This is a genomic window from Mesorhizobium sp. B2-8-3 (assembly GCF_006440815.1).
Classification (GTDB): domain Bacteria; phylum Pseudomonadota; class Alphaproteobacteria; order Rhizobiales; family Rhizobiaceae; genus Mesorhizobium.
On the sequence record NZ_VFTW01000046.1, the window covers coordinates 1 to 16,812 of the forward strand.

Below are 16,812 nucleotides of genomic sequence, written 5' to 3' on the forward strand. Positions count from 1 at the left end.
GCATGCAGTTCGCGGCGGACGGCTACCTGGTCCAGGGCGCGGACATCGGCCTGGTCGGCCCGCAATCGATCATCCGCGTCGGCGATGGCACGGCGGCGAGCGCGGCCTATGTCGCGACGATCGCCTCCAACCTGACGGGCGCCACGCAATTGGTGAAGACCGATCTCGGCACGCTGGTGCTGTCAGGCACCAACACTTATGCCGGCGGCACGGCGATCAATGGCGGCACGGTTCAGATCGCGTCGGACAACAATCTCGGCAACGCCTCCGGCGGTCTTTCGCTCGACGGCGGCACGCTGCACACGACGGCCGATATCACTTCTACCCGCGCCGTGACGCTCAATGCCGGCGGCGGCACCTTCGACAGCGACGGCGCGACCAGCCTGGCGCTCACCAACACCGTGAGCGGCGCCGGAACTTTGACCAAGGAAGGTGGCGGCACACTCGTGCTCAGCGGCGCCAACAGCTATCAGGGCGGCACCGTCATCAATGGCGGCACTGTCGACGTCCAGACGGATGCAAATCTCGGTGATGCAGCCGGTAAGGTTACCTTCGATGGCGGCACGCTGCATCAGACCCTGTCCAGCATCGTAACCGGACGCGACGCTACGCTTCAGGCGGGCGGCGGAACATTCCAGGTCGACAGCGCCCTGCAGTGGGAGGGCGGGGTCGACGGCGCGGGCGCGCTCACCAAGACCGGCGCCGGGGCGCTGATCCTCGGCGTGGACAATAGCTATGCCGGCGGCACGACCATTGCGAGCGGCATCCTGATGCTGGGCACCGGCGGCACGACCGGGTCAATCCTCGGCGATGTGGTCGACAACGGCACGCTCAGCTTCAACCGCTCCAACCTCTATACTTTCGGCGGCACGATCTCGGGCAGCGGCGGCGTCAGCCAGGATGGAACCGGCAACACCGTGCTCACGGCCGACAACACTTACGGCGGCACCACGCTGATAGCCGGCGGCGGCGGGCTCTACATCAATGGCAACCAGACCGCCGCGACCGGATTGACCAACGTCAACCTCGGCACGCTGGGCGGCAACGGCACCATCGGCGGCGATGTCTTCGTCGACGTGGCCGGCAGGCTGGCCCCCGGTGGCCTCGGCTCCGCGCCCGGCGCGCTCACCATCAATGGCAACCTCGAACTGGCCGACGGCTCGAACCTTGATTACTCGTTCGGCCAGGCAGGCGTGGTCGGCGGCGCGTACAATGATCTGGCGGTCGTGCATGGCAATCTGACGCTCGACGGCACCATCAACGTGACGGAGGCGCCCGGCGGCAATTTCGACCCGGGCATCTATCGCGTCATCAGCTATGACGGGACGCTCAACGATCAGGGTCTCGACACCACCTCGAGCGACTACAGCGTGCAGACCTCGATCGCGCATCAGGTCAATCTCGTAAACACCTCCGGCGTGCTGCTCAACTTCTGGGATGGCGCAGCCGGGCCGAAAGGCGACGGAACGATCAACGGGGGCGACGGCGTCTGGCAGAACTCCGCCGGCAACGACAACTGGACCAATAATGACGGGACGCTCAACGCTCCCTACCAGGATGGCGTCTTCGCCATCTTTGCCGGCGCTGCCGGTACGGTCGATGTCGACGACAGCCTGGGAGACATTCACTCCACCGGCATGCAATTTGCGACCGGCGGCTACCTGATCGGGGGCGACGGCATCGCGCTCGACGGACCGCAGGCGACGATCCGAGTCGGCGACGGCACGCTGGTCGGCGCAGCTTATGTGGCAACCGTCAATTCAGACCTCACCGGCGCCAGCCAGCTGGTGAAGACCGACCTCGGCACGCTCGTGCTCGGCGGCGCCAACAGCTACAGCGGCGGCACCGCCGTCAAGGGCGGCACGCTCAGGGTCTCGGCCGACGTCAACCTTGGCGATGGGGCGGGAGCGCTGTCGTTCGACAATGCCGCGACGCTGCAAAATACCGCCGCGTTCAGCTCGGCGCGCGACATCACGCTCAATGCCGGCGGCGGCACGTTCCAGACTGATGCCGACCTTATCCTCTCGGGCCAGCTCACCGGTGCCGGCGGCCTCAACAAGACCGGCGCCGGCGCGCTCACCCTCACCGGCGCGAACAGCTACGCGGGGTCAACCACGGTCACGGCCGGCGGCCTCTATGTCGATGGCGACAACAGCGCGGTCGCCGGTGCGGTCTCTGTCGGAAGCGGCGCGACCATCGGCGGCAAGGGTGTCATCGGCGGCGATGTCACGGTTGCCGACGGCGCGACCCTGTCGCCCGGCTCTGCCGACGGGATAGCAGGCACGCTGGCGATCGCCGGGAACCTCAATCTCTCCAGCGGCGCGGTCCTCAACTATTCTTTCGGTGAGGCCGATGTCGCCGGCGGGGCGCTCAACGATCTGACCACGGTCGGCGGCAATCTCGTGCTCGATGGCACGCTCAACGTCGGCGTAAGCGCCGGCGGAACCTTCGGGCCAGGCGTCTATCGCGTCTTCAGCTATGATGGCACGCTGACCAACAACGGGCTCGTCGTCGGGGCGATCCCATCGTCGGGTTATTCGATCCAGACCTCGATCGACCACCAGGTGAACCTCGTCAACACCGAAGGCCTGACCTTCAACTACTGGGACGGCAATACCGGGCCGAAAAACAATGGCGCGGTCAATGGCAGCGACGGCGTCTGGCAATCGGCCGCCGGCAATGACAATTGGGCAAATGAGACGGGTACGGCCAATGCCGGCTTCGCCGATGCCTCCTTCGCCATCTTCGCCGGACAGGCCGGCACCGTAACTGTGGACGACAGCCTGGGCCAGGTGACGGCCGCCGGCATGCAATTCATGACCGACGGTTACATCGTCCGGGGCGACGGGATCGAGCTCGTCGGGCCGTCCGGCAGCATAGTCGTTGGTGACGGCACGGCGGCTGGCGCGGAGATGACGGCTACGATCGCCTCCGTCCTCTCTGGGGACGCACAATTGGTGAAGTCGGATCGCGGCACGCTGGTCCTGACAGGTATCAACAGCTACACGGGCGGCACGGCAATCAATGGCGGCACGCTGCGGGTCTCGCAGGACGCCAATCTGGGTGATGCCGCCGGCGCGCTCTCCTTCGACGGCGGCACGCTCGGCACGACCGGCAGCTTCGCCGCCTCGCGTGCGGTCAACGTGATGAGCTCCGGCACGATCTCGACCGTCGCCGATACCACCTTGACCCTGAACGGGGCTGTGACCGGGTCGGGCGCGTTCGACAAAGCTGGACAGGGAACGCTTGTTCTGACGGCGGGAGGCTCGACGTTCTCGGGACCGACTTCCGTCCAGCAGGGCACGCTGAAGGCGGGCGCGGCGGACGTGCTGGGCGCCGGCTCTGCATTCACCGTTGCTTCCGGCGCGACGCTCGATCTCGGCGGCTTCAACCAGGCCGTCGCCTCGCTCAACAATGGCGGCTCGGTGCGCCTCGGCGCCGCGCCCGGCACGACGCTGGTCATCAATGGCGACTACGTCGGCGCCGGCGGAACCATCTTCCTCAATACCACGCTCGATGGCGATGGCTCGACCACCGACAAGCTGGTTGTGCATGGCAGCACCTCGGGCACCTCGGTGCTCTCGGTCACCAATGTCGGCGGGGCGGGGGTCCAGACAGTGGAAGGCATCAAGATCGTGGACGTTGATGGAAGTTCGGCCGGAACCTTCACGCTTGCCGGCGACTATGTCTTCGAAGGCGACCAGGCCGTGGTCAGCGGCGCCTACGCCTATCGGCTCTATCAGAACGGCGTCAGCACGCCGGCCGACGGCGACTGGTATCTGCGCTCGGCGCTGATCAACAATCCGCTCTATTCGCCGGCCGTGCCGATCTACGAGGCCTATCCCGGCGTGCTGCAGAGCCTCAACGAACTCGGCACCCTGCAGCAGCGCGTCGGCAACCGCTCGTGGACGGGAGCAAGCCAGGGCGCCGACGAGATCGGCAGCGTTCCAACCCAGAGCGCGATCTGGGCGCGCATCGAGGCGGCGCATACAAGGCAGAGCCCTGGGAGCGCGACCACCGTCTCGGACTATGACGTGACCACCTGGAAGCTGCAGTCCGGCATCGACGGGCTGCTTTATGAGGATGCCACCGGAATTCTTCTCGGCGGCCTCACCTTCCACTACGGAACGGCTTCGTCGGACATCTCGTCGATCTACGGCGCCGGTTCCGTCCAAGCCACCGGCTATGGCTTCGGCGGAACCTTGACCTGGTATGGCGACAACGGCCTCTATACCGACGCTCAGGGCGAGATGACTTGGTATGACAGCGACTTGAGGTCCGCCACGCTGGGCAGCGAGCTTGCCAAGGGCAACAACGGATTCGGCTATGCGCTGAGCATCGAGGCCGGACAGAAGCTTGCGCTGCAGGGCAAGTGGACGCTGACGCCGCAGGCTCAGCTCGCCTATTCCTCGGTTCGCTTCAGCAGCTTCACCGATCCGTTCGATGCGGCGGTATCGCTGGGTGGCAGCGATGCCCTGATCGGCCGCGCCGGCCTATCGCTCGATTATGAGGATGCCTGGACGGGCGCTCAAGGCAAGGTCAGCCGCTCGCATCTCTACGGAATCGCCAACCTCTACTATGACTTCCTCGACGGCAATGACGTCGATGTCTCCGGCACGGCGCTGCACGAGCACGACCAGCCGCTGTGGGGCGGGCTGGGTGTCGGCGGGTCGCTCTCCTGGGCCGACGACCGCTACATGGTCTACGGCGAGGCCTTCGCCAAATCGAGCCTGAAAAACGTCGGTGACAGCCGGGCAATCGGTGCAAAGCTCGGCTTCAGCGTGCGCTGGTAGCAGTTGACCATCTGCTCACTCTCGGTCGGAATGCACGTGGCTGCTCGCATTCCCGGCGGAGCGACCTTTGAAGATGGAAACAAAGATCAGACGGTTCTCAAACGGCACGATCAGCGAATGTCGGCGTTGGTGCTTGCGTGCCCCCGTAACCAACGTACGCAGTACCGCATGCATTGTTTTCGTAGCAGGAGGTGATGGGCAGCCTCAACCTGTGTTGTTGTTGTTCGGTTCGCCGGACCATACGAGACGATGCGAAGGATATGGGTTGGCTAACCATCCGCTAAACCATTGATTTTTAGGGAGTCTCACACCTCAGCGACTAACATAATCGTTATAAACCAATAGCTTGCGAAGCGGTTCGCCAAAAGTCGACTCAAGGAACGGGTCCAGCTACCAGTGTAAAGCGCCTCCCGGCGGAGACTCGCCTTGGCCACCTTGCGGCCTATCTGCGCAGCTTCACGGGGCAGGAACCAAGCGGCGCCGACGTGGCCCACTTTTCCACCTTCGTCATGCAGGCGCGATCACGACAAACAGCCCTCAAATAGCGGGCAAGATGTCCTCAGGCCTGTGCCGTTGCCACGTGCATCAAAATATCCACCAGGCGATCCTGGCCCGATCCTCGAAGCGCTTCCGGCGGACTCCGACCGTAGCCAACCGTCAGCAGCAGTCCATCCGTAGCGGCCATGATGACAGCAGCGCGTTGCAGCCCGGCGTCGAAGGAGAGTTCCGGCCTTATGCGCAGGATCAGATCGCGGAAGCGGACAAGCTGCTCGTCGCACAGCCGATCCAGCGCTTTGCTGGCGATGGGGTCGCGATGCGCCAGGTTCCAGAGTTCGTAGAAGAACCCGGCAGTGTGGGCGTTCTTGTTGTCCTCGATGAGGAAATGCAGCATGCGCCGAAGCTTGGTCTCTGCATTGCCGAGAGTCTCGCTTTCGAGGCGGCCAAAGGCTTCGTTGTAGTCATGCGTAATGGAGTCGATGACGGCCTCGAAGAGTTTTGCCTTGTTGCCGAAGAAATGTTGAACGGTGGCGATTCTCACATCGCAGCCGGAGGCAACGGCCCGCAGGGTGAGGGCGCCATAGCCGTCGCCGATCATGATCGCACGCGCGACGTCTACGATCTGGGCGCTGCGCTCGCCGGCCGCCATCCTCTTCTTGCCCTTGACCCGCTGATCCATCTTGCCCTCCGTTTCCCTCGACTAGCAGTTCGAAGCGTTTGCGTCCTCGCGTTCACGAGAACGGTATAGACGGTATTCGGCGTATTGTTTATAGGTCAATTGACACATTGAGTGAGGTTTGTTAACACATTAACTACCGCGTGGCCGCAGCGGTGGCGAGATTTTCACGTCGGAGGAGGACGGCAGGCTCGATACAAATTCAATCCACAGCCGGGATTGGGCGTCCGTTCACGCCCTGACGTTGGCCGCTCTTTCGCCGGGAGAGGCGAGACGAGGCAGACAACCATTTACCAACCATCATGCGATTCACGAAACCAACCAAGGGGAAGAACATGTCGCATCGTTCACGGCCACCGCTATCCGGATTTGGCGCGGCGTTGATTGGAGCCTTCTCAGGCTGGCTCATGCCGGGTCAGGCGGGCGCTTCGGATTTCCCATCTCTTCAGGATCTCTACACGGGAAGCTATCGGCTGCCGCCGTCTGAAAGCCCCAAACCGGTCACCGGCAAGAAGATCTGGTTCGTTTCCTGCAGCCAGGACGTCAGTCTCTGCGCGGCGGAGGCAGCAGGTACTCAGGAAGCGGGCCGGCTGTTGGGATGGGACACCACGATCTTCGATGGAAAATACGATCCGGCCGTCATGGCCAACGGCATCAGGCAGGCGATCGCCGGCAAGTTCGATGCGGTTGTTCTGGCCGGCGCCGACTGCAACGGCGTCAAGGGACCTTTGGCGGAGGCCAGGGACTCCGGCCTGAAGATCGTCAGTATCGAGGGCGTGGACTGCAGCGTCAGCGATCCGGGCGAGCCTTCCCTGTTCGACGCTGCCGTCACCTATGTCGAGGGCGATCTCATTCCCTGGGTCAAGAAATATGGCGCCTGGCAGGCCGACTACGTCATCGCCAAGACCGGGGGCAAGGCTGAGGCCATTGTGTTGGTCAGCGACGAGGTGCTCGTTTCAAAGCTGACGAGCGAAGCCACGATCGAGGAGTTGAAACGCTGCCCGGGCTGCACTGTCCACGAAGTGTCGTTCAGCTACGGTTCCCAAGGCCCGCAACTGCAACAGCTTGCTGAACAGGCATTGTTGCGCTTCCCCAATGCGAACAGCCTCATCGTCCCCGCGGATTCCGTCATCCTGAGCGGAGTCGGACCGGCGATCGAAGCGTCCGGACGAGATTTGGTTGTCGTGGCCGCGGAGGGCCAGGAGGCAACGATGAATCTTGTGCGGGCAGGCAGCCGGCAGGTCAGCGCGGGTGTCGGTATTCCCAGCGCCTGGGAAGGCTATGCCGCAGTTGACGCGTTAAACAGGGTCTTCAACGGGCAACCGGCCGTCAATTCGGGGGCTGGCCTGCAAGTTTTCGACAAGGATCACAACGCTGGCACCGCTGGTGCGTTCAATGCTTCGACGGATTTCGTCGCCGCCTACAAGAAAGCCTGGGGCATCACGGAATGAATGCGGCTAAATTCGCCGTCAGGTTGCGCGCAATCTCGAAGGCCTATGGAGCGACCCGGGCTTTGGAGGATGTATCGTTCGATGTATCCTCGGGAAGCATCCATGCGCTGCTCGGCGGCAACGGATCGGGCAAATCGACGCTGATCAAGATCCTGGCCGGTGTCGTCGGAGCCGACGCAGGTCGGATCGACCTCGGGGGCGTCGAGTTTCCCGCGTCCACTTTTTCGGCGGCAACGGCGAAGAAATGCTCGATCCACGTCGTGCACCAACATTCCTCGACATTCCCGCATTTGTCGGTGGCAGAAAATCTTTCAATAGGCAGGGGCTTCGAGACGGCCGGGTTTGGACGCATTTCCTGGTCGAGTGTCAGGCGGAGGGCCAACAAGGTGCTCGAGCGCTTCGGCATCGAGGCATATCCGGATCAACTTCTCTCGAATTTGCGCCCGGCGGCCCAGATGATGGTGGCGATCGCCCGAGCCCTGCAGGATCAGGAGGGTGAATCGAGCGGATTGCTGGTTCTGGACGAGCCCACTTCGGCGTTGTCGGCGGCGGAAGCGGACAGGCTCGCCGCAGCACTCCGCCGCTTCTCGGCGGCCGGCCAGACCATCATCATCGTCACCCATCATCTTCAGGAGGTCATGGATCTTGCCGACCACGTCACGGTGCTGCGTGACGGAAAGGTCGCGGGGAATCTCTCCGGCGATTCAATAACCAAGGCGATGCTTGTCCGGCTCATCACGGGCCCCAATCACACTGCTGCCAGCAGGCCGGCGCGTGTGGTCCCCGGCGCGATGCTGCTGGAGACAAGAGGGCTTAAGGGCGGGCCGCTTCGCGGCGTCGACCTGTCGGCACGAGCCGGCGAAATCATCGGTATCGCCGGACTGTTGGGCAGTGGCCGAAGCGCGCTGCTGCGTACCCTCTTCGGCATAATCAGGCCGACCGGGGGTGCAATACTGCTCGACGGACATCCGTATACCGCGGTCGATCCCGGGGCCGCTGTGCGTGCCGGCATGGCCTTCGTTCCCGAGGACCGGATGGCAGACGGAATATTTGCCAGCCTGTCGGTCATGAACAATTTCAGCGTTGCAAGCCTTGATCGATACTGGTCGGGATTGCGCCTGCGCTTCGACGCCGAAAAGCGGGAGGCGCTCCGCCTTGCCGATCTGGTCGGTCTCAAACCGCGTCGCGTCGATCTCGCCGTCGACAAACTATCCGGTGGCAATCAGCAAAAGGTAGCGATCGGACGATGGCTGTCGCGCAAACCGCGCTTGCTGCTTCTCGATGAGCCGACGCAGGGTGTCGACATCGGCGCCAGGGCGGAGATCCACCGACTGATCCGCGCCGCCGCGATGGAAGGCGCGGCGGCCATTGTCGTCTCATCGGATTTTTCTGAACTTGTCGACCTGTGCGATCGCGCCCTGGTGCTGAACGGTGGCAGGATCTGCGCCCATGTGTCCGGAAACGAACTCACGACACAACACCTCCATGAACTCACCCAACTGCGAGTGGCAGCATGACCGAACCAGCTCTCGTCGCAACCGGCACGAACAATGCAAAGCCCGCGTCGCGGGAGTATGGCGCCCGTCGGTTCTTCCGCCTTTATGGCGAGGCCTACGCTCTTGTGGCACTCCTGGCTCTGGTCGCGATTTTCTTCACGCTCTTGCCGGCGACACGCGAGACCTTCCCGACGTCGGCCAATCTGCGCATCGTGATCGCCAATCAGGCGGTCTTGGCGATCGTAGCGCTGGCAGCCTTCGTCCCGCTGATCGTCAACGAGTTCGACGTCAGCGTGGGCGCAAATCTCGGGCTTTCTTCTATTTTTGCAGCGGTCGCGATGTCGGCAGGCATGCCTTGGTTCCTGGCGCTTTTGCTTGCGGTCGCGATCGGCACATCCATCGGTGTCGTAAACGGCGTCCTGGTCACGCGCGCCGGAATCAACTCGTTGATTTCGACACTCGGCATATCGATCATTATCCATGGAATCGTGACCTGGAAGACTGGCGGCGTCAGCATCGTCAGCAACATTCCGCCGATCCTGTCCAAATTCGGATCGGGCACCCTGTTCGGGGTACCGCTGCCCTTCTTCGCTCTTCTCATCGTCGCGCTGCTTCTCGGATATGTGATCATCTTCACACCGTTCGGTCGCTATCTCTATGCGATCGGCTCAAACATCTCGGCAGCCAAACTCGTCGGCATCAATACGACCCGCATGGTGATCCTCAGTTTCGTGATATCCGGTGCCCTGTCGGGCTTCGCCGGTTTCATCCAGATCGCCAGGACGGGCGGCGCAAACCCGCGTGTCGGCGAATCCTTCACCTTGCCGGCCCTCGCGGCGGCGTTTCTTAGCGCCTCCGCAATTCTGCCGGGCACCTACAACGTCGCCGGAGTTATCGTCGCCGTGTTCTTCCTGGCAACCATCAACAGCGGTCTCAACCTTGCCGGCGCCGAGGTCTACGTCAACGATCTGGTCAACGGCTTTGCCCTCATACTCGGTGTCGGTCTTTCCAAGTTCCTGGGTCGCAACCGCGCCTGAAGTGCCGCCGCCCTCAAGGGAGCTTGGCCGTCTGCGGCGCGACGCGGCTCAACTTGCCTCAAACGGCGTCCTCCCGAACGTCACTCATGATGTGGTCGAGAAAGAGCCGGAACAGTTCGCGCTCGGAGGTGATGTCCAGTTTGTCATAGACCATTCGCTTGCGATTCTTGACCACCTGATGGCTGATGCCCATGGCCTTCGCGATGGCGGCATTGTGATAGCCTCGAAGCGATAGACGCACGATCTGGAGTTCACGCGGGGCAAGGTTACCAGGACTGTACGTTTCGACCGCGACATCGAACAGAAGCGAAGGCGGCGCGCCGCGCGTAGCGGACAAGCCGTCTGAGACTTGGTCTGTTTGAGCCGTCGGGTTCGCGTTGGGCGTACCGAGATGCGTCTGATGAATCGAGTTTGCCAGCGCCAGATAGGTGCGCAGCGAAAGCATCGTCCGCGTGGAGAACTGCCCCTCGGCGCGATCCCAGCAGAGAACCAGGGTAGCGCCATTCGAATCCGGAAGCATGACGACGATATCGTCGGACACGCCTTCCGATGTCAGCAGGTCGCGGTAGGTCTGAAATCCTCTTTCGGCAACGGTGTGGTCGCGGAACAGCTCAACGCCGAGTTGGGGGCCATTCAGGCACAGCCGGTAGAACGGATCGAACCGGTAGAAACCGCTCAGGTAAACATCGAACGAATGAAAATCGCCGCCTTCTCGAAACAGGCAAACTGGCGGCTCGTTGGGGCCATAGCGGAAAATATAGCGATAGTTCCAATGCAACAGGGAGCTCAACGCTTCCAGGAGTTGGAACTGGAAGTCAGCCTCGCCCCGGTGGTCGAGTGCACGCGATAACAGTCCCAATGTGACTTCCGAGGATCGCGTCACCATTTCCCTGGCTTTCGCCAAGCGCTCCCGCCTGGATCGGCGTACACGCCCGCGTCTGAAAAGGCCTCCTTCCGCATAGGTCGTGGTTCCTCCGACAAACGGCGCATGGGTACTGGGGTCATCATGCATTTTGCCTGTCTTCTCCATAGCTTAGTCAAGACCCGAGAGCGTCGCAATTGCGCGCCGCAAGAAGATAGCGAGGAACGCTGGATGGCTGTGAAGACAGAAGCTTTTTCCAACCCGGGAGACGCGCTGCAAGCCTATGTGTGCGCCTTCGCGCGGAAGGATATTGGCGCGATCATGGAGCTGTTTTCCAATGGCGGACTCGTCGAGATTCCCATGCTGAAGCCGAACCGGCTGTTCGGACAGACAGAACTGCGCCGCGGTCATGAAGCGATTTTCGAGGCCGTCTCTTCGTCACGCTTCGAACTGTCCGAGCCAGCGGTCAACGATATCGTTGCCATTGCAAGCGGCAGGCTGAAAACGGAGCGGGGCGGCGTCCAGCACGTGCATCCCGTCGCCATTGTGGCGGAAGTCGATTCGGAGCGCCTGATGCGTCTCAGTCTCTATATGGACGGCCGCAATCAGCGCCTCTGGTCAGACAAGGCGATCCTTTAGCTCCCGCACTTTTCCCGTCGAAAACGCATCGAAAGCACCAATAGCCATGACCCCCACACAAGCGTTCCGCAGATATTGCGACCATTTCATCGCCGGCGATGCCGCGGCGATCGCTTCAATGTTCACCGATGATGGGGAGTTCATCGTACCCATGGCCGACAAGCCGGCTAAAGGCCGCGCCAGCATCGAAAAGGAGATGCGGCAGGCGGCCCTCAGCCAAAAGAACATACAGGTGGAGGTCACTGCGGCGATCGACGCCGGTGCGACCGGTTTTGTTGAGGCCAACTACTCCGCAGAGGTTGTCGGGACCGGCGGCAAGCTTGATGGCACGCCGCATCGCGTCGATTTTCGCATGGTCGGCGAGATCACGCTCGTCGACGGCAAGATCAAGCGGCTTACGGAGTACCTGGACCGCCGACCGATGTTCCCCGAAGAGCGCCAGCGGGTCTTCACCGTCAATCGACTCTCGCCCTATTTCGGTAAGTCCGTGGAAGAGGGCTGCATGGAGTGGATGGTCTACAACAACATGCATTTCCCGATGATCTACGGGCGAATGCCCTTCCAGGAATACGACACCCTGCTCAATGGCGTTACGCTGTGGGATGTCGGCCTTGAGCGGCAGACCCAGCTCAAGGGTCCCGACGCGCTGCGGTTCATGGACTATCTGTCATGCCGGGACATGTCCACCATGAAGGTCGGCCAATGCCGTTACACATTGCTGACCGACGAGAACGGTATCTGCCTGTGCGATCCGGTGGTGCTGCGTCCATCGGAAGACACGGTCTGGATCTCGCACGGAAACACCGACATCACGCTTTGGGCGCGCGGCATCGTGATGGGCTCGGACTGGAAGGTGGAAGTGTCCGAACCGGACATCGCCCCCATGCAGATTCAGGGCCCGCTCTCCATCGAGGTCATGAAGGCGATATGCGCGGACCCGGTCTGGGAGCTGAAGAACTACACATGCATGCGGACAACGGTGCTCGGCAAGGATGTGGTCGTTTCGCGCACGGGCTGGAGCAGCGGCGAAGGCTTCGAAATCTATCCCCTGTCGTCGGTGGGCGCGACCGACATCTGGGACGCGGTCAAGAAAGCGGGCGAGCCTTACGATATCATGGTCATGGGCCCCAACATCTTCCGCGCGCTCGAGCGGGGCGTGACCGACATCAGCTACTACACCAATTCGGGCATGAACGCGCTTGAGGATCTTGGCAACAAGTTCGTCCATCTCGACGTCGAGGCCGATTTCATAGGCAAGGATGCGCTGAGACGGATCAGGGCCGATGGCGTCAGGCGCAAGTCGGTTGGCCTGTTCATCGAAGGACCGGTTCCGCGCATGGAATGGTTCTGGGACGCCAAGGACGCGAGAGGCAATCCCGGCGTCGTGCGATGGGCGGCGCACTCATTCGCGCTCGACCGCAGCCTCGGTATCGCGCTGGTCGATGCCTCGGTCGAAGTCGGCGATGTGATCGAAGTCAGCCACCCGCTCGGCGTCGTGAAGGCCGAGGTCACCACGGTTCCGTTCGTTGGCAAATCGTCCTGAGCGCACAGGCATCGTACCCGGGAGAGAGCGATGAACGATTTCTGTCACATCATAAACGGCGTGCAGGTCACGGCGCGCAGCCATTTCAACGTGTACAATCCGTCGACGGCGGCGATCGTAGGCAGATCTCCTGAGGCAGAGAAAACGGATATCGACAGCGCAGTCTCGTCGGCGCGGGCGGCGTTCGAAGGCTGGAGCAGGACGTCGAATGAAGTCCGCAGGAAGGCCGTTCATGATGCCGCCAATGCCATCGAAAAGCATCTGGAAGAGCTCGCGACACTGCTGACCCTGGAACAGGGTAAGCCGCTTGGCGGGATGGGCTCACGCTTCGAACTCGCAGGCGCCATGGCCTGGACCCGTTACACCGCGGACCTCGAACTTCCGGTGCAAATCCTTCAGGACAACGATGAAGGCCGCGTCGAGCTCCATCGAAAGCCGCTCGGCGTGGTCGGCTCTATCACCCCCTGGAACTGGCCGCTGATGATTGCTTGCTGGCATATCATGCCGGCGATCCGCGCGGGCAACACCGTCGTCATCAAGCCGTCGCCCTACACGCCGCTGTCAACCATCCGTATGGTCGAGATTCTAAACGGGTGCCTGCCAGCCGGCGTGGTCAACGTCGTCACCGGCCAGGACAATGTCGGCGATTTGATTTCCGGACATCCCGGAATCAGCAAGCTGGTCTTCACGGGCTCGACATCGACCGGCAAGAAAGTGATGCGGTCGGCCTCTGATACGCTCAAGCGCCTGACGCTTGAGCTTGGAGGCAATGACGCGGGCATCGTCCTTCCAGATGTCGATCCGGCCGCGATTGCCGAAGGGCTTTTTTGGGGCGCCTTCATCAACAACGGGCAGACCTGCGCTGCCATGAAGCGGCTTTATGTGCACGCCGACGTTCATGACGCAGTCTGCGAGAACCTGGTTTCCTTTGCCGCAAAGGTCACGATGGGCGACGGCATGGACGAGGCCAACTTGCTGGGACCAATCCAGAACAGGGCCCAGTTCGACAAGGTGACGCGGCTGGTGGAAGACGCCAAGGCGCGTGGCGGGAAAGTTCTGCTCGGCGGAAGCGCCAAGGAAGGCCCAGGCCACTTCTATCCGATCACCCTTGTCTCCGGCCTCGCCAATGGCGATCCGCTGGTCGATGAGGAGCAGTTCGGCCCCGTCCTGCCGATCATCCGCTATGCCGACGTCAACGATGCGATCCGAGAGGCAAACAACAGCGTGAATGGCCTTGGTGGCTCGGTATGGTCCAGGGATGTCAGGGAAGCCAAACGGATCGCATCGCACCTCGAATGCGGCTCGGTCTGGATCAACAAGCACGGCGCCATCCAGCCGAACGCACCGTTCGGGGGCGTCAAATCTTCCGGCATCGGCGTCGAATTTGGGCAACTTGGACTTGAGGAGAACAGTTCGGTCCAAGTCATCTTTTCATAACTGCAGCTAAAGATAAATCAATAAAATACGAAGAGTAATCTCCCCATCAATTCAAATCAGCTGAAGCGTAATCGAGTTGTCAAGTATAATGGCGAAATTTCTGGGATTTATGGCATTCCAGACCTCTGGTCGAGCGGGTAAAGTCAGACGGAGAGCTTGTTTCGCTCGCTGGGCGGAGGCGCGGCGCCTTCACATTACGCCCGCGATTCACCCGCGGATCAATCATGCCGAGCGTCGCTTGGCGGCGACCTTCCCCATAATTGCTCCATTGTCGTTATTTTATCAATCGTTACGAAGGGCTTGGCAAAGGCCGGCGCCGAGCCATCTCGTCCGCCTGCGAACCCCGCTTGTGACTCCTCACGGCCGAGCCAATCGCTCAATCGAGCCTAGGGAACATTCAGCAGACCTCGTGATTAGGCGGCTTCCGGGCCCATCACGGTCTGGAAGTCCAGCAATTGCGGTCACAAACGAAAGGCGGCCATCATGGGTTTTTTCTCGAAGGACATCAAAACGTTGGACGACCTGTTCGTTCATACGCTTCAGGACATCTACTATGCGGAGCAGCAGATCCTAAAAGCGCTGCCAAAGATGATCGAGAAGGCTTCAGACGGCAATTTGAAGGCTGGGTTCGAGAAGCATCTTCGCGAAACGGAGGGCCATGTCGCGCGGGTCGAAGAGGTCTTCGAGATGCACGGCCAGAAGATTAAGGCGATCGATTGCCCTGCGATCGACGGCATTCTCGAGGAGGCCGACGATGTCAGCGCCGATGTCGACGACAAGGAGGTTCTCGACGCTGCTTTGATCGCGTCGGCTCAAGCCGTCGAGCACTACGAAATGACGCGCTATGGAACGCTGATAGCGTGGGCCAAGCAACTCGGTCGAGACGACTGCGCCGCTGTCCTGGCCGAGACCCTCAAGGAAGAGAAAGCGGCTGACGACAAGCTGTCGGAAATTGCCGAGCGCAAGGTCAATGCCATGGCGGCGGAATGACAGGCCACCCGGCTCCGCCGCTCAATTCTCCACGGAAGGCAGGAAGGGAACTTGCTTTGATTGCCGGTTACGCCGGGTGTGTTAACATTTGTTATGAGCAGGCCCGTGCGTCGACACACAGTGATCCCGATAGAGACCCAAACCGCGGCTCCAAAGCGTTCAACGCTCGATGGGGAACTGCTTGCCGCGTTTGAGATCGTCGCAGACGAGCCAGCCCCTGAGCGGCTGGTTGAGTTGGCGCGGGAATTGGAAGCGGCTGCTCGGATGGCGAAAGCCGACGGCAAGCTGCACTGACAAAACTTCAAGGTGGCACCGCCAGCCGGGTTAAATCCCGTCTGGCGGTGTTGGAGGCTTCTGGCGTCAAAGCTTGAGAGCATAGATGCCCGCTTTAAAAATCTGCTTGCCGAGCGCACGCCGAAATGGATGCGCAAACTGCGGCGGCCGGCTGGTGCTATGTCGCGCATGCCGCGAGAGATTGCACACGGCTCAAGCGCGATCCTGGCTTCGAGGGCGAAGATCGATCGCCAAAGTAAAGACAGCGCTCGAAATTTTTGCAGCGGCTGAACATCGATTGAGGCCGCAACAGGAACCTACCTGTTCGCGGCGCATTAGCCTTGATCATCCAATCCAAGCTATCCTCCAGGAGGCGTTTTTGCGGACGATGAATTCCGGCTCGTCAGCCCTCCAAAATGAGGCGACGATCCTCGATCTGATCCCAGCTTTGAGAGCCTTTGCGCGCACCTTCTGTAGAGACAAGACCGACGCAGACGATCTCGTGCAGGAAACTCTCCTCAAGGGCATCGCGCATATCGATCAGTTCGAGCCCGGCACGCGAATGAAGTCGTGGCTGTTCACGATCATGCGCAACACCTTCTACACAAAGCACAAGGTCTATATGCGCGAGGCGCCAGGAGCGACCGACTGCGCATCGGCCCGTTCAATCAGCTATGGCGACCAGGAATGGCATATCCGCAGCCAGGAGGTTCACGCCGCCATCGGCAAATTGCCGCCCCAGCAGCGCGAGGTCCTGGTGCTGATCGCCATCCTGGGCGTGAGCTATGAGGAAACAGCGAGCATTTGCGGTTGCGCCATCGGCACGATCAAAAGTCGGTTGAACCGAGCACGCATGTCATTGATTGAAGACCTGGGGGAAACGTCTCCAGCCGCCGCCGTGGACACTTCGTCCAATGTTGCGGTGCCTTCCTGGTCGTCCTCCAGCCGGCGCTAGAGCAATTCCAAGAAAAGTGCGCAGCGGTTTTCTGTCCGGAATTGCGTAAAAACAATGAGTTGGAGCAGTTCGGCGATTCTATCAACACAGTACACGACGCAAGGGTGAGGACGGCTTGAAGTGATTTGATTGGAGGATTCTTCGCCAAAAGGATCCGCCGAT

At 61.3% G+C, this 16,812-nt stretch carries 12 protein-coding genes; 9 read left to right on the top strand and 3 right to left on the bottom strand.

What is annotated here, in order from left to right; translation table 11 throughout:
• The coding region (locus FJ418_RS31425) for an autotransporter outer membrane beta-barrel domain-containing protein (protein WP_181167162.1) at positions 1–4,793 on the top strand (4,793 nt) is incomplete at its 5' end.
• A 559-nt stretch (positions 4,794–5,352) separates the two neighbouring features.
• Here the strand turns inward: FJ418_RS31425 and FJ418_RS31430 are convergent.
• Positions 5,353–5,970, bottom strand: coding sequence for a TetR/AcrR family transcriptional regulator (locus tag FJ418_RS31430; RefSeq protein ID WP_140784250.1), 618 nt, complete (start codon positions 5,968–5,970; stop codon positions 5,353–5,355).
• Positions 5,971–6,302: 332 nt separating this feature from the next.
• Between FJ418_RS31430 and FJ418_RS31435 the strand changes: the two genes are divergently transcribed.
• The 3 genes from FJ418_RS31435 to FJ418_RS31445 all read left to right on the top strand — a co-directional run bounded on the left by FJ418_RS31435 (position 6,303) and on the right by FJ418_RS31445 (position 9,951).
• Entirely contained in the window at positions 6,303–7,418 is a 1,116-nt protein-coding gene (locus FJ418_RS31435) for a substrate-binding domain-containing protein (protein WP_181167163.1), read from the top strand.
• Complete coding sequence (locus FJ418_RS31440) at positions 7,415–8,935, top strand: sugar ABC transporter ATP-binding protein (protein ID WP_140872140.1); 1,521 nt, start codon at positions 7,415–7,417, stop codon at positions 8,933–8,935. The genes FJ418_RS31435 and FJ418_RS31440 overlap by 4 nt, the downstream gene beginning before the upstream one ends.
• A gap of 143 nt (positions 8,936–9,078) precedes the next feature.
• Entirely contained in the window at positions 9,079–9,951 is an 873-nt protein-coding gene (locus tag FJ418_RS31445; RefSeq protein ID WP_210243177.1) for an ABC transporter permease, read from the top strand.
• Between the two features lie 58 nt (positions 9,952–10,009).
• Here the strand turns inward: FJ418_RS31445 and FJ418_RS31450 are convergent, their stop codons facing one another.
• Positions 10,010–10,855: a helix-turn-helix transcriptional regulator gene (locus FJ418_RS31450; protein ID WP_181167164.1), complete on the bottom strand. Its 846-nt coding sequence runs from the start codon at positions 10,853–10,855 to the stop codon at positions 10,010–10,012.
• Positions 10,856–10,939: 84 nt separating this feature from the next.
• Here FJ418_RS31450 and FJ418_RS31455 point away from each other — a divergent pair, with 84 nt between their 5' ends.
• The 4 genes from FJ418_RS31455 to FJ418_RS31470 all read left to right on the top strand — a co-directional run bounded on the left by FJ418_RS31455 (position 10,940) and on the right by FJ418_RS31470 (position 15,422).
• Positions 10,940–11,452, top strand: a complete 513-nt coding sequence (locus FJ418_RS31455) for a nuclear transport factor 2 family protein (RefSeq protein ID WP_181167165.1) — start codon at positions 10,940–10,942, stop codon at positions 11,450–11,452.
• A 46-nt stretch (positions 11,453–11,498) separates the two neighbouring features.
• Positions 11,499–12,995, top strand: a complete 1,497-nt coding sequence (locus FJ418_RS31460; protein ID WP_140872148.1) for a nuclear transport factor 2 family protein — start codon at positions 11,499–11,501, stop codon at positions 12,993–12,995.
• A 30-nt stretch (positions 12,996–13,025) separates the two neighbouring features.
• Positions 13,026–14,432 carry an aldehyde dehydrogenase family protein gene (locus FJ418_RS31465; protein ID WP_140872150.1) on the top strand — a complete coding sequence of 469 codons (1,407 nt, stop codon included), beginning with the start codon at positions 13,026–13,028 and terminating at the stop codon, positions 14,430–14,432.
• Between the two features lie 483 nt (positions 14,433–14,915).
• Positions 14,916–15,422: a ferritin-like domain-containing protein gene (locus FJ418_RS31470; protein ID WP_140872152.1), complete on the top strand. Its 507-nt coding sequence runs from the start codon at positions 14,916–14,918 to the stop codon at positions 15,420–15,422.
• A 159-nt stretch (positions 15,423–15,581) separates the two neighbouring features.
• Here the strand turns inward: FJ418_RS31470 and FJ418_RS32645 are convergent, their stop codons facing one another.
• Positions 15,582–15,713 (bottom strand): hypothetical protein, encoded by a 132-nt coding sequence (locus FJ418_RS32645; RefSeq protein WP_281407596.1) that lies wholly within the window; start codon positions 15,711–15,713, stop codon positions 15,582–15,584.
• Positions 15,714–16,083: 370 nt separating this feature from the next.
• Between FJ418_RS32645 and FJ418_RS31475 the strand changes: the two genes are divergently transcribed.
• Positions 16,084–16,650: a sigma-70 family RNA polymerase sigma factor gene (locus FJ418_RS31475; protein ID WP_226892236.1), complete on the top strand. Its 567-nt coding sequence runs from the start codon at positions 16,084–16,086 to the stop codon at positions 16,648–16,650.
• Positions 16,651–16,812 lie beyond the last annotated feature (162 nt).